The sequence below is a fragment of the Acidisoma sp. genome (genome assembly GCF_965199065.1).
In the GTDB taxonomy this organism is placed as follows: domain Bacteria; phylum Pseudomonadota; class Alphaproteobacteria; order Acetobacterales; family Acetobacteraceae; genus Acidisoma.
Genome location: NZ_CBDAQN010000003.1, coordinates 2,115,173 through 2,132,460, shown reverse-complemented (window position 1 = coordinate 2,132,460; position 17,288 = coordinate 2,115,173). Strand labels below are relative to the sequence as shown.

At 66.9% G+C, this 17,288-nt stretch carries 14 protein-coding genes and 1 pseudogene; 5 read left to right on the top strand and 10 right to left on the bottom strand.

Features of this window, described 5'->3' with window-relative positions; genetic code table 11:
* Nucleotides 1-37 precede the first annotated feature (37 nt).
* Both rpsG and rpsL read right to left on the bottom strand, forming a co-directional pair.
* Nucleotides 38-514 carry a 30S ribosomal protein S7 gene (gene rpsG / locus ACOEQ1_RS18015; protein WP_419760600.1) on the bottom strand — a complete coding sequence of 159 codons (477 nt, stop codon included), beginning with the start codon at nt 512-514 and terminating at the stop codon, nt 38-40.
* A gap of 11 nt (nt 515-525) precedes the next feature.
* The gene (rpsL, locus tag ACOEQ1_RS18010) at nt 526-897 is read right to left on the bottom strand and encodes a 30S ribosomal protein S12 (protein WP_011631258.1); all 372 of its coding nucleotides are present in this window, start codon (nt 895-897) and stop codon (nt 526-528) included.
* 431 nt (nt 898-1,328) lie between these two features.
* On the opposite strand from rpsL, the gene ACOEQ1_RS18005 reads away from it, so the two are divergent.
* Nucleotides 1,329-2,936 carry a glycosyltransferase family 61 protein gene (locus ACOEQ1_RS18005; protein ID WP_419760599.1) on the top strand — a complete coding sequence of 536 codons (1,608 nt, stop codon included), beginning with the start codon at nt 1,329-1,331 and terminating at the stop codon, nt 2,934-2,936.
* Nucleotides 2,937-3,000: 64 nt separating this feature from the next.
* Here the strand turns inward: ACOEQ1_RS18005 and ACOEQ1_RS18000 are convergent, their stop codons facing one another.
* Nucleotides 3,001-4,173 (bottom strand): M20 aminoacylase family protein, encoded by a 1,173-nt coding sequence (locus tag ACOEQ1_RS18000; protein WP_419760598.1) that lies wholly within the window; start codon nt 4,171-4,173, stop codon nt 3,001-3,003.
* A 348-nt stretch (nt 4,174-4,521) separates the two neighbouring features.
* Here ACOEQ1_RS18000 and ACOEQ1_RS17995 point away from each other — a divergent pair, with 348 nt between their 5' ends.
* Nucleotides 4,522-5,799, top strand: coding sequence for a porin (locus ACOEQ1_RS17995; protein ID WP_419760597.1), 1,278 nt, complete (start codon nt 4,522-4,524; stop codon nt 5,797-5,799).
* A gap of 96 nt (nt 5,800-5,895) precedes the next feature.
* Here the strand turns inward: ACOEQ1_RS17995 and uxaC are convergent, their stop codons facing one another.
* Nucleotides 5,896-7,308, bottom strand: coding sequence for a glucuronate isomerase (gene uxaC, locus ACOEQ1_RS17990; RefSeq protein ID WP_419760596.1), 1,413 nt, complete (start codon nt 7,306-7,308; stop codon nt 5,896-5,898).
* Nucleotides 7,309-7,578: 270 nt separating this feature from the next.
* Here uxaC and ACOEQ1_RS17985 point away from each other — a divergent pair, with 270 nt between their 5' ends.
* The 3 genes and pseudogenes from ACOEQ1_RS17985 (at nt 7,579) to ppk2 (ending at nt 11,246) form a co-directional block, all read left to right on the top strand.
* Nucleotides 7,579-8,820: an NAD(P)-binding domain-containing protein gene (locus tag ACOEQ1_RS17985; RefSeq protein ID WP_419760595.1), complete on the top strand. Its 1,242-nt coding sequence runs from the start codon at nt 7,579-7,581 to the stop codon at nt 8,818-8,820.
* A 12-nt stretch (nt 8,821-8,832) separates the two neighbouring features.
* Nucleotides 8,833-10,188: a hypothetical protein gene (locus ACOEQ1_RS17980; protein ID WP_419760594.1), complete on the top strand. Its 1,356-nt coding sequence runs from the start codon at nt 8,833-8,835 to the stop codon at nt 10,186-10,188.
* Between the two features lie 129 nt (nt 10,189-10,317).
* Nucleotides 10,318-11,246, top strand: a pseudogene (gene ppk2 / locus ACOEQ1_RS17975) (polyphosphate kinase 2).
* A 12-nt stretch (nt 11,247-11,258) separates the two neighbouring features.
* On the opposite strand, the gene ACOEQ1_RS17970 reads toward ppk2, so the two are convergent.
* The 6 genes from ACOEQ1_RS17970 to ACOEQ1_RS17945 all read right to left on the bottom strand — a co-directional run bounded on the left by ACOEQ1_RS17970 (nt 11,259) and on the right by ACOEQ1_RS17945 (nt 17,172).
* Nucleotides 11,259-12,728 carry a M81 family metallopeptidase gene (locus ACOEQ1_RS17970; RefSeq protein ID WP_419760593.1) on the bottom strand — a complete coding sequence of 490 codons (1,470 nt, stop codon included), beginning with the start codon at nt 12,726-12,728 and terminating at the stop codon, nt 11,259-11,261.
* Between the two features lie 21 nt (nt 12,729-12,749).
* Complete coding sequence (locus ACOEQ1_RS17965) at nt 12,750-13,241, bottom strand: YbhB/YbcL family Raf kinase inhibitor-like protein (protein WP_419760592.1); 492 nt, start codon at nt 13,239-13,241, stop codon at nt 12,750-12,752.
* A gap of 41 nt (nt 13,242-13,282) precedes the next feature.
* Nucleotides 13,283-13,831, bottom strand: coding sequence for a methylated-DNA--[protein]-cysteine S-methyltransferase (locus tag ACOEQ1_RS17960; protein ID WP_419760591.1), 549 nt, complete (start codon nt 13,829-13,831; stop codon nt 13,283-13,285).
* Entirely contained in the window at nt 13,815-15,320 is a 1,506-nt protein-coding gene (locus tag ACOEQ1_RS17955; protein ID WP_419760590.1) for an AlkA N-terminal domain-containing protein, read from the bottom strand. Before ACOEQ1_RS17955 ends, ACOEQ1_RS17960 begins: the two co-directional genes overlap by 17 nt.
* 65 nt (nt 15,321-15,385) lie before the next feature.
* Complete coding sequence (locus ACOEQ1_RS17950; RefSeq protein WP_419760589.1) at nt 15,386-15,622, bottom strand: lipoyl domain-containing protein; 237 nt, start codon at nt 15,620-15,622, stop codon at nt 15,386-15,388.
* A gap of 65 nt (nt 15,623-15,687) precedes the next feature.
* On the bottom strand, nt 15,688-17,172 hold the full coding sequence (locus ACOEQ1_RS17945) for a PLP-dependent aminotransferase family protein (RefSeq protein WP_419760588.1): 1,485 nt from the start codon (nt 17,170-17,172) through the stop codon (nt 15,688-15,690).
* Between the last annotated feature and the right edge of the window lie 116 nt (nt 17,173-17,288).

Sequence of the window (17,288 nt, the reverse complement as noted above, 5' to 3'; positions counted from 1 at the left end):
TGTTAAAGTCTGACCCGATCCCAGGTCAGGCTCGGTGTTACCAGCGGTAATGGCTGAAAGCCTTGTTGGCTTCGGCCATCCGATGAGTATCTTCGCGCTTCTTCACGGCGGCGCCGCGATTGTTCACGGCATCCAACAACTCGTTGGACAGCCGGTCTTCCAAAGTGTGCTCGCCGCGCTTGCGCGCCGAGTCGATGATCCAGCGGATCGCCAGAGCCTGGCGCCGCTCCGTGCGTACTTCGACAGGCACCTGGTAGGTGGCACCACCGACGCGACGCGACCGCACCTCGACGGTGGGTTTCACATTGTCCAGCGCTTCGTGGAACATCCGCACCGGATCGGCGCCGGACCCGCCACGCCGCTTCAGCGTGTCGAGGGCACCGTAGACGATGCTTTCCGCGATGGACTTCTTACCATCATACATCAAAACGTTCATAAAACGAGTGATGACGATGTCGCCGAACTTTGCGTCCGGCAGGATTTCGCGTTTAACCGCGCGGTGACGACGACTCATTGCCCAGCCCCTTACTTCGGACGCTTCGCGCCGTAGAGCGACCGGCGCTGACGGCGCTTGGCAATGCCCTGGGTATCGAGCACGCCGCGCAGAATGTGATAGCGCACGCCGGGAAGATCCTTCACTCGCCCGCCGCGGATCAGCACGACGCTGTGCTCCTGCAGGTTGTGGCCTTCACCCGGAATGTAGCTCACGACTTCATAGCCGTTGGTCAGGCGCACCTTCGCCACCTTGCGAAGCGCCGAGTTCGGCTTCTTTGGCGTGGTGGTGTAGACGCGCGTGCAGACGCCGCGCTTCTGCGGGCAGCCCTGCAACGCGGGCACCTTGTTGCGAGCCTTGTTGGGTTCGCGCCCTTTAGCAATCAACTGGTTGATCGTCGGCATAGACCTCGTTTCCGATCTTCACATCCCGCCAAGGCCGACCAGCATTCGCACCAAAGGCCGCAAGACGGAGGCTTGTCCCCGCGAGCGGTCTTCTTCCTTGCAGCGGTCTGAGCCACGGGCGAAACTTTGCCCAGGCGGCACCGCAGCAGCGGATGATACGAATACGGGCCTGAACCCAGACAAGCAGTCCGGGGTCCGGCCGAGGGCGCGATACCTACGGGCGGGGTCCGCCTGAGTCAAGCGCGGAGCCAGCATTCCCGGCAGCCAAAGCCTCCATGCGCCGGGCAGGTGATATGCAGGACGTGATATGCATCGGTCCATGATGCTGGGAAGGCTCGGCGCGCTTGCGTTCGGCCCCGGAGGTGCGCCTCGCGGTAAGCTGCGCTATGGCAGGGTTGGGCGAAGAACGGCCTTTGAAGGAGATGGAGCGCATGGACCTGCCCCAGCCGGACGACCAGGCGTCCACGGCCGCCGGGGCGGCTGAGCCCCCCGCGGCAGCGCCAGCCCCGGCCGCCCCGCAGGAGCAGCCCGACGGCAACATGCTTGCTCATATAAGTATGCGCGGCAACGTCATGGGCCGCGCCGGTGCCTGGGTGGGGGAACCCGGCAGCGGGCTCGCCATCGAGGCGCTCCTGCTCGCCCCGGCCGCGCCAGGGCCGCCGCAACTGTCGCCCGCGCCCGAGTGCCAGCTGATCTATCAGCACGGGCTCAAGACGCCCTGGATGGCCGGCGGCGCGCCTGCCGGCAGTTCCGGCTTCGCCCTTGCCTGCCGGGGCATCCGCTTCCGCCTCAGCCCGGAGACCGCCGCGTTCTTCGACTGCCGCTACGACATCGCCTTCACCGACGGCACCCGGCAAGACGACGTGCCCGGCGCCACCGTCGCGCTGTCGCCCTCGGGCGCGGCCGTCGAGGCAATCCGGCTGCACATCATCCAGCGCGCGCCCACGCCCCTGGTCGTGCTGAACGACCTTTCCGCCGAGCCGGCTCCGGGGGAGAGCGACACCCTGGGACCGGACCCGACCGTGCGGCTCCGCCTTCTGTCGCCGGCCTTCGCCACCCGCAAGCCGGACATCCGGAACGCCGCCTCGATCCCGGCCGGCTCGTGGGAGTCGATGGCGGTTTCCTTCAACCGCCGCGTCTTCGGGGGGCGGAACGTCACCTTCCGCGTGATCGACGACGCGATCGTCGCCGGAGAGGGCATCGTCTTCGACCACGACCTGAACCTCGTGAGCGGGACGAGCCGTCTGATGGACGACGATGCCGTGCAGCGCTTCCGGGAGATGGCTCAGGCAACTCCCCTGCGCCGGATTGCCGGCCTGAGCGTGCTCTGCAAGACGGCCAACCCGAACAATTACGGCCACTTCCTGATGGAGATGTTTCCGAAGGCCTGGCTCACGTCACAGCTGCTGAGCGACCGGCCAGCCACCTACATCGTCCACCAGACCAACATCCTGAAGGTAACCCAGGACGCCCTCACCGGCATTGGCATCAATCCCTTCGCCATCTCCGTCACCGACCACGTGCCGGTGCGGTGCGCGCAGCTCATCGTCATCGACGGCCTCACCTCGCACGGGATCTATCAGTCGCCGATCTGCGCCCAGGCGCTGACGGAGCTGGCGGCGAGCGTTCCCCCCGCCCCCTACCCGAAGGTGTTCGTCAGCCGCCACTCGCGGGACCGCCCCCTGCTCAACCAGGAGGCTGCCGAGACCGCCCTCAGGGACAGGGGCTTCGCCATCGTCGACCCCGCGGTGATGACCTTGACGGAGCAGATCTCGCTGTTCAAGGGCGCCAGCACGGTGGTCGGGCCGCTCGGCGCGGCGCTCACCAACATCGCCTTCTGCCCCAGGGGCAGCAAGATCGTGGCCCTCACCTCCCAAAGCTTCCCGGATACCTTTTTCTGGTTTCTCAGCCAGCATCGCGACCACGATTACAGCGAGGTGCGCTGCCAGAACGCCGCGGGCAACCCGGACGAGGTTGGCTCCTGGCACGCCGGCTTCACGCTGGCCGACGAAGACCTCGCCTTCCTCGCCACACTCTGAACCCAGTCCCGAGAGAACCAGTCCCGAGAGAACCATGTCCGCAGGGAGATAGGCAGGCGGGACACTAGGTCCGGGGGAGTTCCTGTTCCACCAGCGCCGCCCAGACCGACGCGCCGATCGGCAGGATCTCGTCGTTGAAGTCGTAGCGCGGATGATGCACAGGCACCGCGCCGCGATCCTGACCTGCCTGGCCGATGCGGACGAAACAACCCGGCACCGCGAGCGCCATGTAGCTGAAATCCTCTGCGCCCATCACCGGCGGCCGCTCGCGGATGATCTTCGCCTCGCCCAGAACGCGCGCCGCGGCCGTCGCCGCCCGCTCGGCGGCCAGTCCGTCATTGACCACGCATGGGTAGCCGCGTTCGTATTCCACCACCGCTTCCGCGCCGTGGGCGCGGGCAGTGACGGTCGCGATCTCGGTCAGCAGGCGCTGCATCTCCTCCCGCACATGCGGCTGCAGCGTACGCACGGTGCCATTGAGGGACGCCCGCTCGGGGATCACGTTATCGGTTGTGCCGGCATGGAACTGGCAGATCGAGAGCACGGCCGCTTCGAGCGGATTGGTGCGGCGCGAGACGACGCTCTGCAGCGCGAGCACGATATGGGAGCCGATGACGACGGGGTCGATGGCGCCCTGCGGCCGGGCGGCATGTCCGCCCGTGCCATGTATGTGGATCCAGAACTGGTCGGCCGCGGCATTAACCGGCCCCGCGACGGCGGCTAGCTGGCCCACCGGCAGGGTCGTGTCGTTGTGCGCGCCGAAGACCATGTCGCAGGGAAAGCGCTCGAACAGCCCTTCCTCCACCATGACCCGGCCGCCGCCCGGGCCTTCCTCAGCCGGCTGGAAGATGAAGTGGACGGTGCCGTCGAAGTTGCGCGTCTCGGCGAGGTAGCGCGCCGCCCCCAGCAGCATCGTCGTATGCCCGTCATGGCCGCAGGCGTGCATCCGGCCTGGGTTTTGTGATGCGTAGGGCAGACCCGTCGCCTCCTCGATCGGAAGCGCATCCATGTCCGCGCGGATGCCGATGGCACGTTGGCTGCTGCCGCAGCGCAGCGTGCCGACGATCCCGGTCTTGGCGATGCCGCGCGTGACCTCGATACCCCATTCCGCGAGCTTCGCGGCGACCACGTCGCTCGTCCGATTCTCCTGGAATCCAAGTTCAGGATGCGCGTGGAGGTCGCGGCGCCATTCCGTCAGATCATCCGCGTAGCCGGCGATACGGTTGTGGACAGGCATCGGTCGCTCCCTGAAAGTGTGTTGTCAACGTTATGCCGGCTCCGACGCTATGTCAGCCCACACCGCGCGAACCGGAGTGCAATTAGATGTAAACTCGAACCGAATCGGATAGTTGTTTCGGCTAATTATCGGAAATGGTAACGACTGCGTGTGATTGAGAATACTGAGGTATATCAACCATGATTGCAAACGCGTTTATGTGATAAGTTTGCCACAGAGGACAGTGTTTATGTGATCTTCTTGTTGCAGTAGAAGCGCAACGCTATTAATCGAAAGGTCGTTGAGGAGCGTTGCAGCCACAAGACAGGCGGCGCGGGAAACATAAAACTCGGCTAAGAGGAGATCGATATGAAAAGACTGCTGTTGGGCTGCGCGGCAACGCTCACGGGCATGATCGGCTATGCCGCCATCGATGCCGCCATGGCGCAGACAGCGCCGGAATCACCCGGCTCGATCACCGTCCGGTTGAACGGTCGCGTGAACTGGTACGCCGGTGTTGAGGCGTCCTCGGTCGATAGCAATAGTTCGACCGGCAACAAAACCAGCACTGACAACTTCCTCGGCTACCTCCGCCTCTATCCGGGCTTTGACGGTGTCGCCTCCAACGGCCTGCACTACGGCGCCGCCGCCGAAATCCGCATCAACGGCGGCCAGAGCGCCGGTAACGAGACGCTCTATGTCTTCCAGGCCTACGGCTACTTCGGGCTGCCGCAGATCGGCCAGATCAGCTTCGGCCAGGAAAACGGCCCCTCGGTCATCTTTGAAACCGGCACCTTCGAAGGCTTCAACGACGGCGGCTGGAACGGCGACATCGAGGGTATGATCCCGACGGTTGCGAACCCGGTCTATCCGTTCCCGGACAGCGGCTCGCAGTACGATCAGGCGACCAGCAAGATCGTCTACCTCTCGCCGACGCTCGCCGGCTTCCAGTTCGCCTTCGGCTTCACGCCGAACCAGACCGCCGAGAACTACACCGACGCACCCACCTCGGTCACGACGCCCATCATCGGCGGCCAGCCGCGCAACCTGCTCGACATCGGCGGCCAGTACACCAAGACCTTCGGACCCCTCGGCGTGCAGATCGGCGCCGACTACACCAACGCCGGCCAGGTTGCCTACAACGGCGGCCCGACCACCTCCGTGACCGCCTACAAGGATCTGAGCATCCTCTCCGGCGGCGCCACGGTGACGGTCGCGGGCTTCACCTTCGGCGGCAACTCCTCCTACGGCGCGTTCAACATGGCCGACGGCGACACCTTCACCCTCGAGCCCGATGCCGGCACCAAAGCCCTCGGCTGGCTGGTCGGCGGTCAGTACACCGCAGGACCGTTGGTCTTCGGCGCGAGCTTCTTCCGCTTCACCGACACCGGCGATCTGCCGGGCGGCGTCGATGCTGGAAGCGGCGCCACCATTACCCCAGCCGGCCTCAGCACCGGTCAGCAGCAGAACGACGGCGTGGCGGCAGGCGCCACCTACACCCTCGTGCCGGGCGTGAGCCTCTTCGCCGACTACCTGTACGGCCTGCGCCAGCAGGGCGGCTACGACTTCGAGACCGGCGACGCCGGCACCGCCCACAACTACGTGCAGTCGCAGCTCTTCGGCGTCGGCACGCAGATCCAGTGGTAAGCGCTTAACGACGACCGGCTACACATCGGGGGGAGAAGCCACACGGCTTCTCCCCCTTTGCTTTTGCGCCGCGCCGCGCCGTGCGGCCTCGGCGCGCTAAAGCTTGTAGGCCTTCTTCGCCAGGTTGTAGGCGAGGTCGATGGCAAGCTCATGCGCCTCGTCCTCGTCGAGCCGGTGCTCGGCCACGAGATTGCCGAGGAAGCCGCAATCGATCCGGCGCGCCATGTCGTGCCGCGCGGGGATCGAGAGATAGGCCCGCGTATCGTCGTTGAAACCGACGGTGTTGGCGAAGCCGGCCGTCTCGGTCGTGAGTTCGCGGAAGCGCCTCATCCCATCCGGGCTATCGAAGAACCACCACGGCGGCCCCAGGCGCAGGCACGGATAATGCCCGGCCAGCGGCGCCAGTTCGCGGCCATAGCTCGTCTCGTCCAGCGTGAACAACACCAGCGTGAGGCGCGGATCGTTGCCGAGCGCATCCAGCAGCGGCTTGAGGGCGTGGACGTAATCCGTCGCGGTCGGGATGTCGGCGCCCATATCGGGACCGAAGCGCCGGAAAAGGGCCGGGTTGTGGTTGCGGAAGGAGCCGGGATGGAGCTGCATCACCAGCCCGTCCTCGATGCTCATGCGGGCCATCTCGGTGAGCATCTGGGCGCGGAACATCTCGCATTGGGCCGGCGTCGCCTCGCCGCCGATCACCGCCTCGAACAGCGTGCTCGCATCTGCCTCGGCAAGATCGGCCGTGCGCGCGCTCGGGTGGCCATGATCGGTCGCGGTGGCGCCCATCGCCTTGAAGAAGTTCCGGCGGATGCGGTGCGCCCCCAGATAGCCTTGCCAGGTCATGGGCGAGCCGGTGAGCGCCGCGAGACGGGCGACGTTGTCGCGAAAGCCGGCGCGTTCGGGATCGACCGTGAAATCCGGCCGGTAGCAGGGTAGAACGCGGCCCCGCCACCCCGAGCCCACGATCGCCGCGTGGGCGGCCAGATCGCTCAACGCGCTGTCGGTCGTCGCGATCGCCTCCAGGTTGAAGCGCTCGTAGAGAGCGCGCGGCCGGAACTCGGGACGCGGCAGGGCCTCGGCGATCCGGTCATAGAGGCGGTCGGCATTGGCCTCGCACAGGCGCTCCTCGATGCCGAACAGGTCCTCGAGCGACTGCTCGAACCAGATCCGGGTCGGGGTGCCCCGGAACAGGCCGAAGTGCCGGGCGAACAGGCGCCAGATCGCCCGGGTGTCGGCCTCCGCCGCGGCGCCGCCGGGCACGCCGTCCCGCGCCGGTATGCCGAGCGTCTCCAACGCCACGCCCTGCGAGTAGAGCATGCGGAAGATGTAGTGGTCGGGCTGGACGAAGAGCGTCGCCGGGTCCGGGAAGGCGGCATCGTCGGCATACCAGGCCGGATCGGTATGACCGTGCGGCGAGATCAGGGGCAGGTTCGCCACCGCCTCGTACAGGCGGCGGGCGATGGCGCGCGCGCCGGGGTCGATCGGCAGCAGCCTGTCCGGGTGAAGAGCCATGATCGTCGTCTCCTTCGTCATGCTGCCGGGACGATCGGCGCGGACGCCCGGCCGGCAGTTCGCCAGCGGTCAGCCGTCACGCCCCACCGCCGACCTGTCAAGGCGGCAGGCGGCGAAGACCGTCCGAAGGCGTAGAACGCCACCTCAAAGGGATAAGGCACGGGCCTCTTCGCATAAGGCGACAGCCTCAAGGCGACAACGGTACATTCACGACAGTTGAGCCACACCCTGTGGCGAACGAGCACCGATCCAAATTGAAGGACGCCCGCGGTGACAGATTGCCTCATTATCGGAGCCGGACCATACGGCTTGTCTTTGGCAGCGCATCTTTCCGGGCGCGGCCTCGACTTCAGGATCGCCGGCACGCCGATGGGCGCCTGGATCTCGACGATGCCGGATGGAATGTACCTCAAATCCGAGGGCTTCGCCACCACACTGTTCGAGCCGCGTGGCGAGTTCACGCTCGGGGCCTACTGCGCCGCGGAAGGCATTCCCTACGCGGATACCGGCGTGCCGGTAAAGAAATCCACCTTCGTGGCCTACGGCCTCGCATTCCAGCGCCAGTTCGTGCCGTCGCTGGAAGAACGCACGGCCGTCGCGGTCACCCGTCGCGGTGATGGCTTCATCACGGAGTTCGCCGACGGTGGACGCATCACCTCGCGCCGCGTCATCTCGGCGGTCGGCGTCGAGCGCTACGCGCAGCTCCCCGCTCCCGTGCAGACGCTGCCATCGACGTTGTGCAGCCACAGCTCGAAGCACAGCAGCTTCGCGCAGTTCGCCGGGCAGAATGTCGTTGTCATCGGCGGCGGTTCTTCGGCCATGGATGCCGCCGCGGCGCTCCGCCGGCGTGGAGCCCATGTTTCGGTCGTCGCACGGCGCAGCTCGGTTCGTTTCCAGAGCCCACTTGGAAAGCGCACGCTGCGCGACAAGATCCGCGCGCCGATGACGGTGCTCGGGCCGGGATGGAAGTCGGTTCTCTGCACCCGCGCACCGCTGTTGTTTCATCATATGCCGGACAACTTCCGGACCCAGGTGGTGACGCGCTACCTCGGCCCGGCGCCGGCCTGGTTCGTCCGTGACGAAGTCGAGGGGCAGGTGCCGATCATCACCGACACCACCGTCGTCGGCGCGGAGGCCCAGGAGGGCCGCGCTCTGCTGACGTTGCGCCGCCATGACGGCACGATGAGCACGATGGTCGCCGATCACGTGATCTGCGCCACCGGCTTCAAGATCGCCGTGGACCGCACCCCCTTCCTCGACCGTCAGCTGGCAGCCGAGATCGCGCATGTCGATGGCGCGCCGAAGCTGTCGCGCAACTTCGAGAGCTCGGTGCCCGGGCTGCACTTCGTCGGCCCCGCCGCCGCCAACAGCTTCGGGCCCATGCTGCGCTTCATGGCGGGCGCCGGTTTCGCCTCGCGCCGTCTGTCGCGGCACCTTGCGGCGACGCAGGCTTCCCGGTCGAGCCGCCGTCCCGCCGCCGTTCCGGCAGATGCCCGCGTTGTGGACGCCTGAGGAATGAACGGGATGCCCAGCCTCGACGACACCGCGCCGCGGAAGCGCGAGCCTCGCATTCTGTTCGTGGCTCTGGTCAACGACATCGGAACGGATCGCTTGCCCGCGGCGCTCGCCCGCGCGGGTGCTGCCTGCGGCGTGCTCGCGCCGCCGGAGTTCTACTGCGCGGCGCCCCGTGGGGTGCGTCGCTGGTTCCCCTTGCCTGCGAACCGCAGTCTGTGGCTCGCGGTGCCCTTCCTCCGTCCGCGGCTGGAGAGCGCGAGCCGCGAGTGGAACGCCGACCTCATCGTGCCTCTCGACAACATCGCGGCGCAGTGCCTGCGCGTTCTCGCCGTGTCCTCGTCGGTCACGCCACAGCTGCGGCTATTGCTGGAGCGGTCGTTCGGCTCGCCGACCGGTTACGACGCGGTGGTGAGCCGTTCGGGCCTGATGCAGGTTGCCAGCCAGCTCGGCGTGCACCTGCCCCACTTCTGCGTCTCCTGGGATACGCCGGAGCTGCTCGCGCGTGCTCAAGCATGGGGCTTTCCGGTCGTTCTGAAATGCGAGAACACCTGCGGCGGCCACGGCGTCACCATTGCCAGGACGGCCGACGAGTTGCGTTCGGCAGTGGCCAGCCTCCAGTCCGGCTCCGTCGTCCGCCGGGCGCGCCGCGGGATGGGGCGCGCCTTGTGGCGCGTGTCCGGCTTCGGCGGAACCAATGGCGCGCCGCCCCTGCTGCAGAGCTTCATGCCGGGCGTCCCGGCGATGCGGACGGTTGCCACCTGGCAAGGGCAGGTGCTCGACGGCGTCAGCTTCGTGGCCGAGCAGACGCATCCCGGTCCGACCGGACCCAGCACGATGGTGCGCTACGTCGAGAACCCCGAGATGGCGGATACGGCGCGGCGCCTCGTCGCGGCCCTCGGATGTTCGGGCTTCATGAGCTTCGACTTCATGCTCGATGAGTCGACCGGACGTGCGGCGCTCATCGAGGCCAATCCGCGGCCCATCGGCACGAGCTATCTCGGGCGCCTCTTTGGACACGATCCCTGTGCACCGCTCATCGCCTGCCTCACCGGCGAGCCCGCGGCTCCGGTGCAGCCCCCTGCGCGAAAGCCCGAGGTCATCGCGCTGTTTCCGAAGGAGATCGAACGCGACCCGAAGAACCTCCGCCGGCTCCGCCGGGATGGCATGCATCATGACGTGCCGTTGGACGAACCGGCGGTCATCGCGATGTATCTCGCGCGGCTGGGCCGCATCCACCCGAAGGACCTGCCCGCAATCAAAGAGGCGGTGGAAGCGATGACGTCGGAGACCCGCATGAACACGGAGGTCGCCGACAAGGGGCGCGCACCGCGACGCTCCCTGATTGGGACGTTCGTGCGCCAGTAAGCCAGTTCCGGGGGGCGCCAGGAACGATCAGCCGAGGGCGCGGGCGCGCGTCCCCGAAGCTTCACTTGCCTAGCTTCGGTTGCATCCTCCATGTTTCGATGGCGGATGTCGACAAGGGGCTGGCCATCGATGAGCAACGAACAGACCGTCCTCGGCCATGCAACCGTGGCCAGCATCCGCGAGGAGCTTCTCGACAGCTACGACGAAGAGCTTGAGATGGAGATGGATGAGGCGCGGCTTGACCGGCTGGCGCGCTCATCGTCCGAGGATGCTCCCGTTGGCGCCGGCATGGACCGCAGGCTCTACTTCCGGGAGCTGTTCCGGCTTCAGACCGAACTTGTCAAGCTGCAGGATTGGGTCTCCCACAACAAGCTCAAGGTCGTCGTCATCTTCGAGGGCCGGGATTCCGCCGGCAAGGGCGGTGTCATCAAGCGCATCACGCAGCGGCTCAATCCGCGCGTCTGCCGCGTCGTCGCCCTGCCCGCGCCCAACGAGCGCGAACGGACCCAATGGTATTTCCAACGCTACGTCGCGAACCTGCCCGCCGGCGGCGAAATGGTTCTGTTCGACCGCAGCTGGTACAACCGCGCCGGCGTCGAGCGCGTCATGGGGTTCTGCACCGAGCAGGATGTCGAGGAGTTCTTCCGCAGTGTGCCCGAGTTCGAACGCATGCTGGTCCGGTCGGGCATCATCCTGATCAAGTACTGGTTCTCGATCACGGATGACGAGCAGCAGTTGCGGTTCGAGATGCGCATCCATGATCCGATGAAGCAGTGGAAGCTCAGCCCGATGGATCTGGAATCGCGCCGCCGGTGGGAGCAGTACACCAAGGCGAAGGAGGCGATGCTGGACGCGACCCACATCCCGGAAGCGCCGTGGTGGGTTGTCGAGGCCGTGGACAAGAAGCGCGCCCGGCTCAACTGCATCCATCACCTGCTCAACCAGATCCCCTACGGAGAGGTGCAGCACGACACGATCATCCTACCCGATCGCGTGCGCAACCCGACTACATCCGCGGGCCGATCCCGCCGGAGATGTTCGTCCCGGCGATCTATTGATCTGTCACTGGCTTACGGCAGAAACGGGTCCTCGTCGCGCGGCCAGTATGGCCCGGACCGTTTCGTATAAACAATTTCCGTGTAGTTCTGCGAGAGCGCCCCAGGCGAGGACGCATACAGGATCTCGCTCGCAATCGGGGCGAAGCCCGCATGGAAATGCTGGATCGACTTCACCACGATGATGCGCAGGGTCGTGGGGTCGAGGCCCAGCGCCGCCATGCCCTCGGGGTGAAAGGTCTGCGTGCGCAGGCTGATGAGCACGAGGTCGATCCCGCCAGCCCGCACCCAGGCCGAAGGGCCCATCGCGACAGGCGCCGTGCCGAAACGCTGCGTCACCTGCTCCGCGAGCCCCATCACGGTGACGCGCAGATCCACGGGCTCGCCCGAGGCCACGCCGCATTTGCCGCCGATGCGAAGGTCGAGCGTCGCCCCAAGCCCCGCCTCGAAACAGAAGCGCACCGCGATCGGGTCCCAGAAATAGCCCAGCATGATGCCGGCGATCCCACGCTCGCAGACCGCTCGCAGAAAGAATGTCGCGTCGCCCGGCGCGCCGCCGCCCGGATTGTCGGCGACATCGGCAATCACCACCGGACCGGCACCCGCCTCCACCGTCAGGTCCAGCGCGACCTCCAAGGCAGCGTCGACGGTGAGAAAAACCGGCGCCGCCTCCTTCCGCAGCGCGAACAGGGCCTCGCCGTAATGCCGCGCCACGGCGGCCGCGCGATCATGGTCGCCATCGGCGACGGCCAGCATCTTCACGCCGACATCCGCCACGTCGCCCCAGGGGAAGCCGTGCGCCAGCGACAGCGACAGGATGCCGTCCCGCCCTTCATGGGCGATCATGTGGTCGACGAAGCCGCGCATCGGCTGGGCCGTCGGCCGGAACGACCCGATCATCCGGCAGTCGAAGGCGGCCATCACCGGCTTCGTCCGCCCCATCACCGCGTCCGCGATCAACGTGAACAGATGCTCGGCGCGCTCGGGGATGTCGATATGCGGATATTCCTTGTAGGCGACGAGCACGGTCGCCGCCCGCATCATGGCATCGGTGAGGTGGCAGTGGAGATCGAGTTCCGCGCCGACCGGCACATCGGGCCCGACGATGGCGCGGACGGCGGCGAGCAGGTCGCCTTCGCAGTCGTCGTAGCCGTCGGCGACCATCGCGCCATGGAGCCCGAGCAGCACGGTATCGACCGGCATGGCATGGGTGAGGTCGCGGAGGATTTCGTCGCGAAACGCCTCGTAGACGGTCCGCGCGGTAATCCCGCCGGGCTCGGCATAGGCGCAGAGGCTTTCCGCCACATCCCAATCCAGGGCCTCGGCGCGGCGGCGCCAGACATAGAGCTGGGCCGAACAGTAGTTTTCCGGCAGGGAGGTGGCGTTGCCGTGGGCGACGAACCCTTCCGCGAAGGCGAGGGCGCCGGTCGGCAGCGGGGCGAAGGTATTGGTTTCGGTGTCGAGGGCGGCCATGAAGATCTTCATGACCGTTTCCCTACCCGGCCCCTACTTGCCGTAGAAGACCGTGAAGCTCGTTTTCTCGATCGTCGCGAAGTGCAGATAGTAGCCCACCTGGGCGCTCGGTGCATCCGCGGTTAGGGGCAGAGACGGTTCCTTCAGCGCGTGCAGCGTGAAGATGTAGCGATGCGGCTTGTCGCCTTCCGGCGGACAGGGGCCGCCGTAGCCCGCGGTCCCGAAATCCGTGCGCGCCTCCACGGCGCCCGAGGGCAACCCGGATTTGATCGGATGGCTTGCGCCCTCGGGGATGGAGGAGGCCGTGGGCGGGATGTTCACCACGGTCCAGTGCCACCAGCCGCTGCCCGTCGGTGCATCGGGGTCATAGACCGTCAGGGCGAAGCTCTTCGTCTCGCTCGGTGCGCCAGACCAGTGCAGCTCCGGCGAGAGGTTACCGCCCGTGCAGCCGAAGCTCGAGAAGACGTGCTTTTCCGGAACGGTTCCACCATCCTGTAGGCTGCTGCTGGAGAGCGTAAAGGCCATGAACGACTAATCCTTCTTCGCAGGTGCACAAGAAGGTGATGTCATGCGGGAGCATAGGCAGCGTCAAGGGAAGGTAGCGGCAGCTGGGTCTGGCTCTCGCCTTTTTCATGGGCCAGCAGCCATGCTTTCCGGGCCAGTCCCCCACCATACCCGGTGAGCGCCGAGTTCGCGCCGATCACCCGGTGACAGGGCACCACGATCGCGACCGGATTGGCGCCATTGGCCAGCCCGACGGCGCGGCTCGCTCCCGGCCGGCCGATTGCGGCGGCAAGCGCCCCATAGCTTTGGGTCGCGCCGGGACGGATACGCCGCACCGAGGACCAGACCTGACGTTGGAAGGGGGTGCCGCCGGTCGCGACGGCGACCCGGTCCAACGCTGCCCAGTCGCCCGCGAAAAACGCGTCGAGAGGAGCCCGGATGGCGGTCGGTGCCGGCGCTTCGGTCAGGACGACCGACCCGTAATGCAGCCGCAGCAGCCGGTGCATGCGCGGCTCGTAATCCCAGAAATCGAGCGCGCGGAGCGTGTCGCCCTCGAAGACGAGCAGGATCTCGCCGAGCGGCGAGGCGAAGCGGTCAAGCGACAGGGTCATCTGCAATACTTTCGATCTTCTGGGCGGAGTTGCCGGCGAGACCGAGCGCCACCATCCAGAGATGCATGACGGCGTAGGCGCGCCAGGGGCGCCAGTGTTCGGCACGGGCCATCAACTGCCGGTCGGTCAGGCCGAGCGCGCGCTGCAGGCCGACATCGCGCGGCGGGAAGGCGTCCGGCTCGCGCAGCGCGAACAGCGCGATGCACTGCGCGGTCCAGGGTCCGATGCCCGGCACGGCGCAGAGACGGCGCACGGACGCCTCCAGCCCTTCGCCGCGCTCCAGCAGATCGGGCGCATCGGCCACGGCGCGGGCAAGGTTGACGATCGCGGCCGCCCGCGCCCGCGGCATGTTGAGGTGGAGGCTCAACTCATCCGCCTCCGCCACCAGCCGTGCGGGCGACGGAAACAGGCCGGTCAGCCCAGGAATTGCTGTCTCCACCGGTGTGCCGAACAGCGCCACCAGCTTGCCTGCGAGGCGGCTGCCTGCAGCCACGCTCACCTGTTGCCCGAGGATCACCCGCACGGCCAATTCAAAGCCGTTCCAGGCGCCGGGCACGCGCAGGCCGGGGCGCGCGGCGATCAGCGGCGCGAGGCCGGGGTCGGCCGCCAGCACATCGTCGACCGGGCCAGGATCGGCGGCGAGATCGAAGATGCGCCGGAGGTTGGCGACGATCCGCGGCAGGAAGCGGAGTGCGGGAAAGTCTATCTGCGCCGCGAGGCTATCGCCGCCTCCGGGTGACACCACGACGGTGCCGCGATGGCCGCCGAGGGTGATGATCCGCGCATAGGCCTCGTCCGTCACCACTTCCACGCCTGGAATGGCATGGGCTTTGAGAACGGCGACGATCCCCGGCCAGTCGTACGGCGGACGGTAAGGCAGGCTGAGGGTGAGTCCGCGCTGATCTCGCGGCCGCGCGGCAGAACGACGCATCCCGCTTGGCGGCTTGCCGTAGAGCGTCAGGAAGACGTGGTTGAAGCGCCTCAGGCTGTCGAAGCCAGCCGCGAGCGCCACCTCGGTCAGCGGCAGTTCGGTTTCCACCACCAACTGCCGGGCGAGCAGATGGCGACGCGTCTGCATCACGGCCTTCGGGCTGGCGCCCAGATGAGCGGCGAAGAGGCGTCGGAGCTGACGCTCGCCGACACCCAGCCGTTCAGCGAGGCCCGATCCATCGAGACTGGGTCCGTCGGGGTCCTGGCCCTCGGCGATGATGGCCATCGCCCGCTCGACAAGGGGATGGCCCACCGTGGAAGAGGGCGCCCGTTCTGGCCGGCAGCGGAGGCAGGAGCGGAATCCGGCCACCTCGGCGGCGGCGGCGCTGGGGTAGAAGGTGACGTTGCCCGGCTTCGGGGTCTGCGCCGGGCAGACCGGCCGGCAATAGATGCCGGTGGTGCGGACGCCGGTAAAGAAGCGCCCATCGAAACGCACGTCGCGCGTCAGCAGCGCGCGATAGCAAATCTCCGGGTCGAGCGGGCCTGACAACGGGTGCATGGCGGCATCATGCCATCACCGGCACCGCCCCGCTCGCCGTTTTCGGACATCGCTGCCCCGGCCGGCTACAGCAGACGGCCGACCGCCGTTCCAGGCTCCACCACAGTATTCTGTTCCGCGAGAATGGTGAGAACCCCAACGCCAGGGGACATGATCTCATGCAGCGAGCTTTCGATCCGCACCTCGGCGATGCGCTCGCCGACGGTGACTGTCGTGCCGTCATCCACCAGCCAGCGTTCCAGGATGCCCTCGGGAAGCATGCTGTTCTGCCAAAGGTCCTCGTCGAGATGGATCATGGTCATGGCGCTCTCCTTCAGGAAGCCGAGAGGAAGCTAGATCGTTCCGGCTGGGAATACTTTGATCAGGATCAACCGCCTGCCTCCACGCTTTTGACCGCTGCCGCGAGGCGGCCGACGGCCTCCACGATTTCCGCCTCGTTCATGCTGGCGAAACCGAGCCGGGCGCCGTTGGTCGGCGCATGCCCGCCGGAGAAGAACGCCGCCCCCGGCAGGAAGCCGACCCCACGCGCTTCGCTCGCCGCCGCGATCGCCACCGGATCGAGACCTTCGGCAAAACGCACCCAGATCGCGAGGCCGCCCTCCGGCCGCGAGAACTCGACGGCCGAACCGAGCTGGGTCCGCAGGGCCTCGGACAGACAATCCCGTCGCGCCGCATAGACCCGCAGCACCTTGCGCGTGTGGCTTTTGACCGCGCCGCTCACCATGAGGTCGGCGGCCGCCATTTCCGTCACCGGATCGCCTTGCCGGTCGATCATCATGATTTCGCCGGCAGCACGCAGGGTTACGGCTTCGGCCGCCACGAGGTAGCCGATCCGCAGGCTGGGCGAGAGCAGCTTCGACAGCGAGCCGATGTAGAGCAGCTTGCCCCAGCCGCTGAGGCTGGCGATCGGCAGCATCGGGCGATGGGCGAAGTGGAACTCGTGGTCGTAGTCGTCCTCGACCACCGCGAAACCGAACTGCTCGGCGAGCGCCAGCAGCCGGATGCGCCGCTCCGGGGGCAGCAGAACGGTTGTCGGGAACTGATGATGCGGCGTCACATAGACGGCGCGCACCCGCTGGCGGCGGCACAACGCCTCCAGCTCATCGACGCGCATGCCCTGGTCGTCCATGCCGACGCTGATGATCCTGGCGCCTGCCGCGCGGAACGCCTCCCGCGCCGGCGGATAGGTCAGGCTCTCCACCACCACCGCGTCACCGGGCTCCGCCACCAGACGCGCCGACAGGTAAATGCCCATCTGGCTGCCGCGGGTCAGGCAGATATTCTCGGGTCCGCATTCCAGGCCACGGTCGAGCTTCAGCATTTCGGCCACAGCCTGGCGCAGGCCGAGGCTGCCGCGAGGATCGCCGTAGCCGAGCCGGTTGTGGCGTGACGCGTCGAGCAGAACGCGCCGGTATGTTCGCGCGAGAAGCTCCGCCGGCATCAGCCGCGTATCGGGCGCGCCGTCATCGAAGATCAGCTGGCCCGGACGCGGCAGCATCAGCGGCAGATCGGGCAGCGTGCGGCGCAGGGTGAACTCCGGCGCTTGGCCGGCAGGCACCGGCATGTTCGGCGGCGGCACCGCGTCGATCACCGGCAAGCGCGCCGAAACGAAGGTTCCCCGCGTCGGCTCGGCCGTCAGCCAGCCTTGGGCGACCATTTCATCATAGGCCTGCTCAACCGTCTTTCGATTGACGTTGAGGCGGGTCGCAAGGTTGCGGGTGCCGGGTAAAGCGCTTCCCGAAGCGAGCCGTCCCTTTCGGATCGCTTCAATCACCGCATGGGTGATCTGGAGATAGGCCGGCGTCGGACCGTCGCGGTCGATGGAGATTTGCAGATGCCAGGGCCGTAACATGGAGACCTTCTGCTGGACCAGCCAGCTTCCGAAAACTGGATGTTCCTTACCATCCACTAGCACAATAAGTTGTTCATCAGAATTTAAGGGGCAAAGATCCCGCTTCTACCAGGGCA

What these genes read in the sequence shown, in the direction of transcription:
- rpsG (WP_419760600.1), bottom strand. Translation starts at nt 514, where the DNA reads ATGAGTCGTCGTCACCGCGCGGTTAAACGCGAAATCCTGCCGGACGCA.
- rpsL (WP_011631258.1), bottom strand. Translation starts at nt 897, where the DNA reads ATGCCGACGATCAACCAGTTGATTGCTAAAGGGCGCGAACCCAACAAG.
- ACOEQ1_RS18005 (WP_419760599.1), top strand. Translation starts at nt 1,329, where the DNA reads ATGGACCTGCCCCAGCCGGACGACCAGGCGTCCACGGCCGCCGGGGCG.
- ACOEQ1_RS18000 (WP_419760598.1), bottom strand. Translation starts at nt 4,173, where the DNA reads ATGCCTGTCCACAACCGTATCGCCGGCTACGCGGATGATCTGACGGAA.
- ACOEQ1_RS17995 (WP_419760597.1), top strand. Translation starts at nt 4,522, where the DNA reads ATGAAAAGACTGCTGTTGGGCTGCGCGGCAACGCTCACGGGCATGATC.
- uxaC (WP_419760596.1), bottom strand. Translation starts at nt 7,308, where the DNA reads ATGGCTCTTCACCCGGACAGGCTGCTGCCGATCGACCCCGGCGCGCGC.
- ACOEQ1_RS17980 (WP_419760594.1), top strand. Translation starts at nt 8,833, where the DNA reads ATGCCCAGCCTCGACGACACCGCGCCGCGGAAGCGCGAGCCTCGCATT.
- ACOEQ1_RS17970 (WP_419760593.1), bottom strand. Translation starts at nt 12,728, where the DNA reads ATGAAGATCTTCATGGCCGCCCTCGACACCGAAACCAATACCTTCGCC.
- ACOEQ1_RS17965 (WP_419760592.1), bottom strand. Translation starts at nt 13,241, where the DNA reads ATGGCCTTTACGCTCTCCAGCAGCAGCCTACAGGATGGTGGAACCGTT.
- ACOEQ1_RS17960 (WP_419760591.1), bottom strand. Translation starts at nt 13,831, where the DNA reads ATGACCCTGTCGCTTGACCGCTTCGCCTCGCCGCTCGGCGAGATCCTG.
- ACOEQ1_RS17955 (WP_419760590.1), bottom strand. Translation starts at nt 15,320, where the DNA reads ATGCACCCGTTGTCAGGCCCGCTCGACCCGGAGATTTGCTATCGCGCG.
- ACOEQ1_RS17950 (WP_419760589.1), bottom strand. Translation starts at nt 15,622, where the DNA reads ATGACCATGATCCATCTCGACGAGGACCTTTGGCAGAACAGCATGCTT.
- ACOEQ1_RS17945 (WP_419760588.1), bottom strand. Translation starts at nt 17,172, where the DNA reads ATGTTACGGCCCTGGCATCTGCAAATCTCCATCGACCGCGACGGTCCG.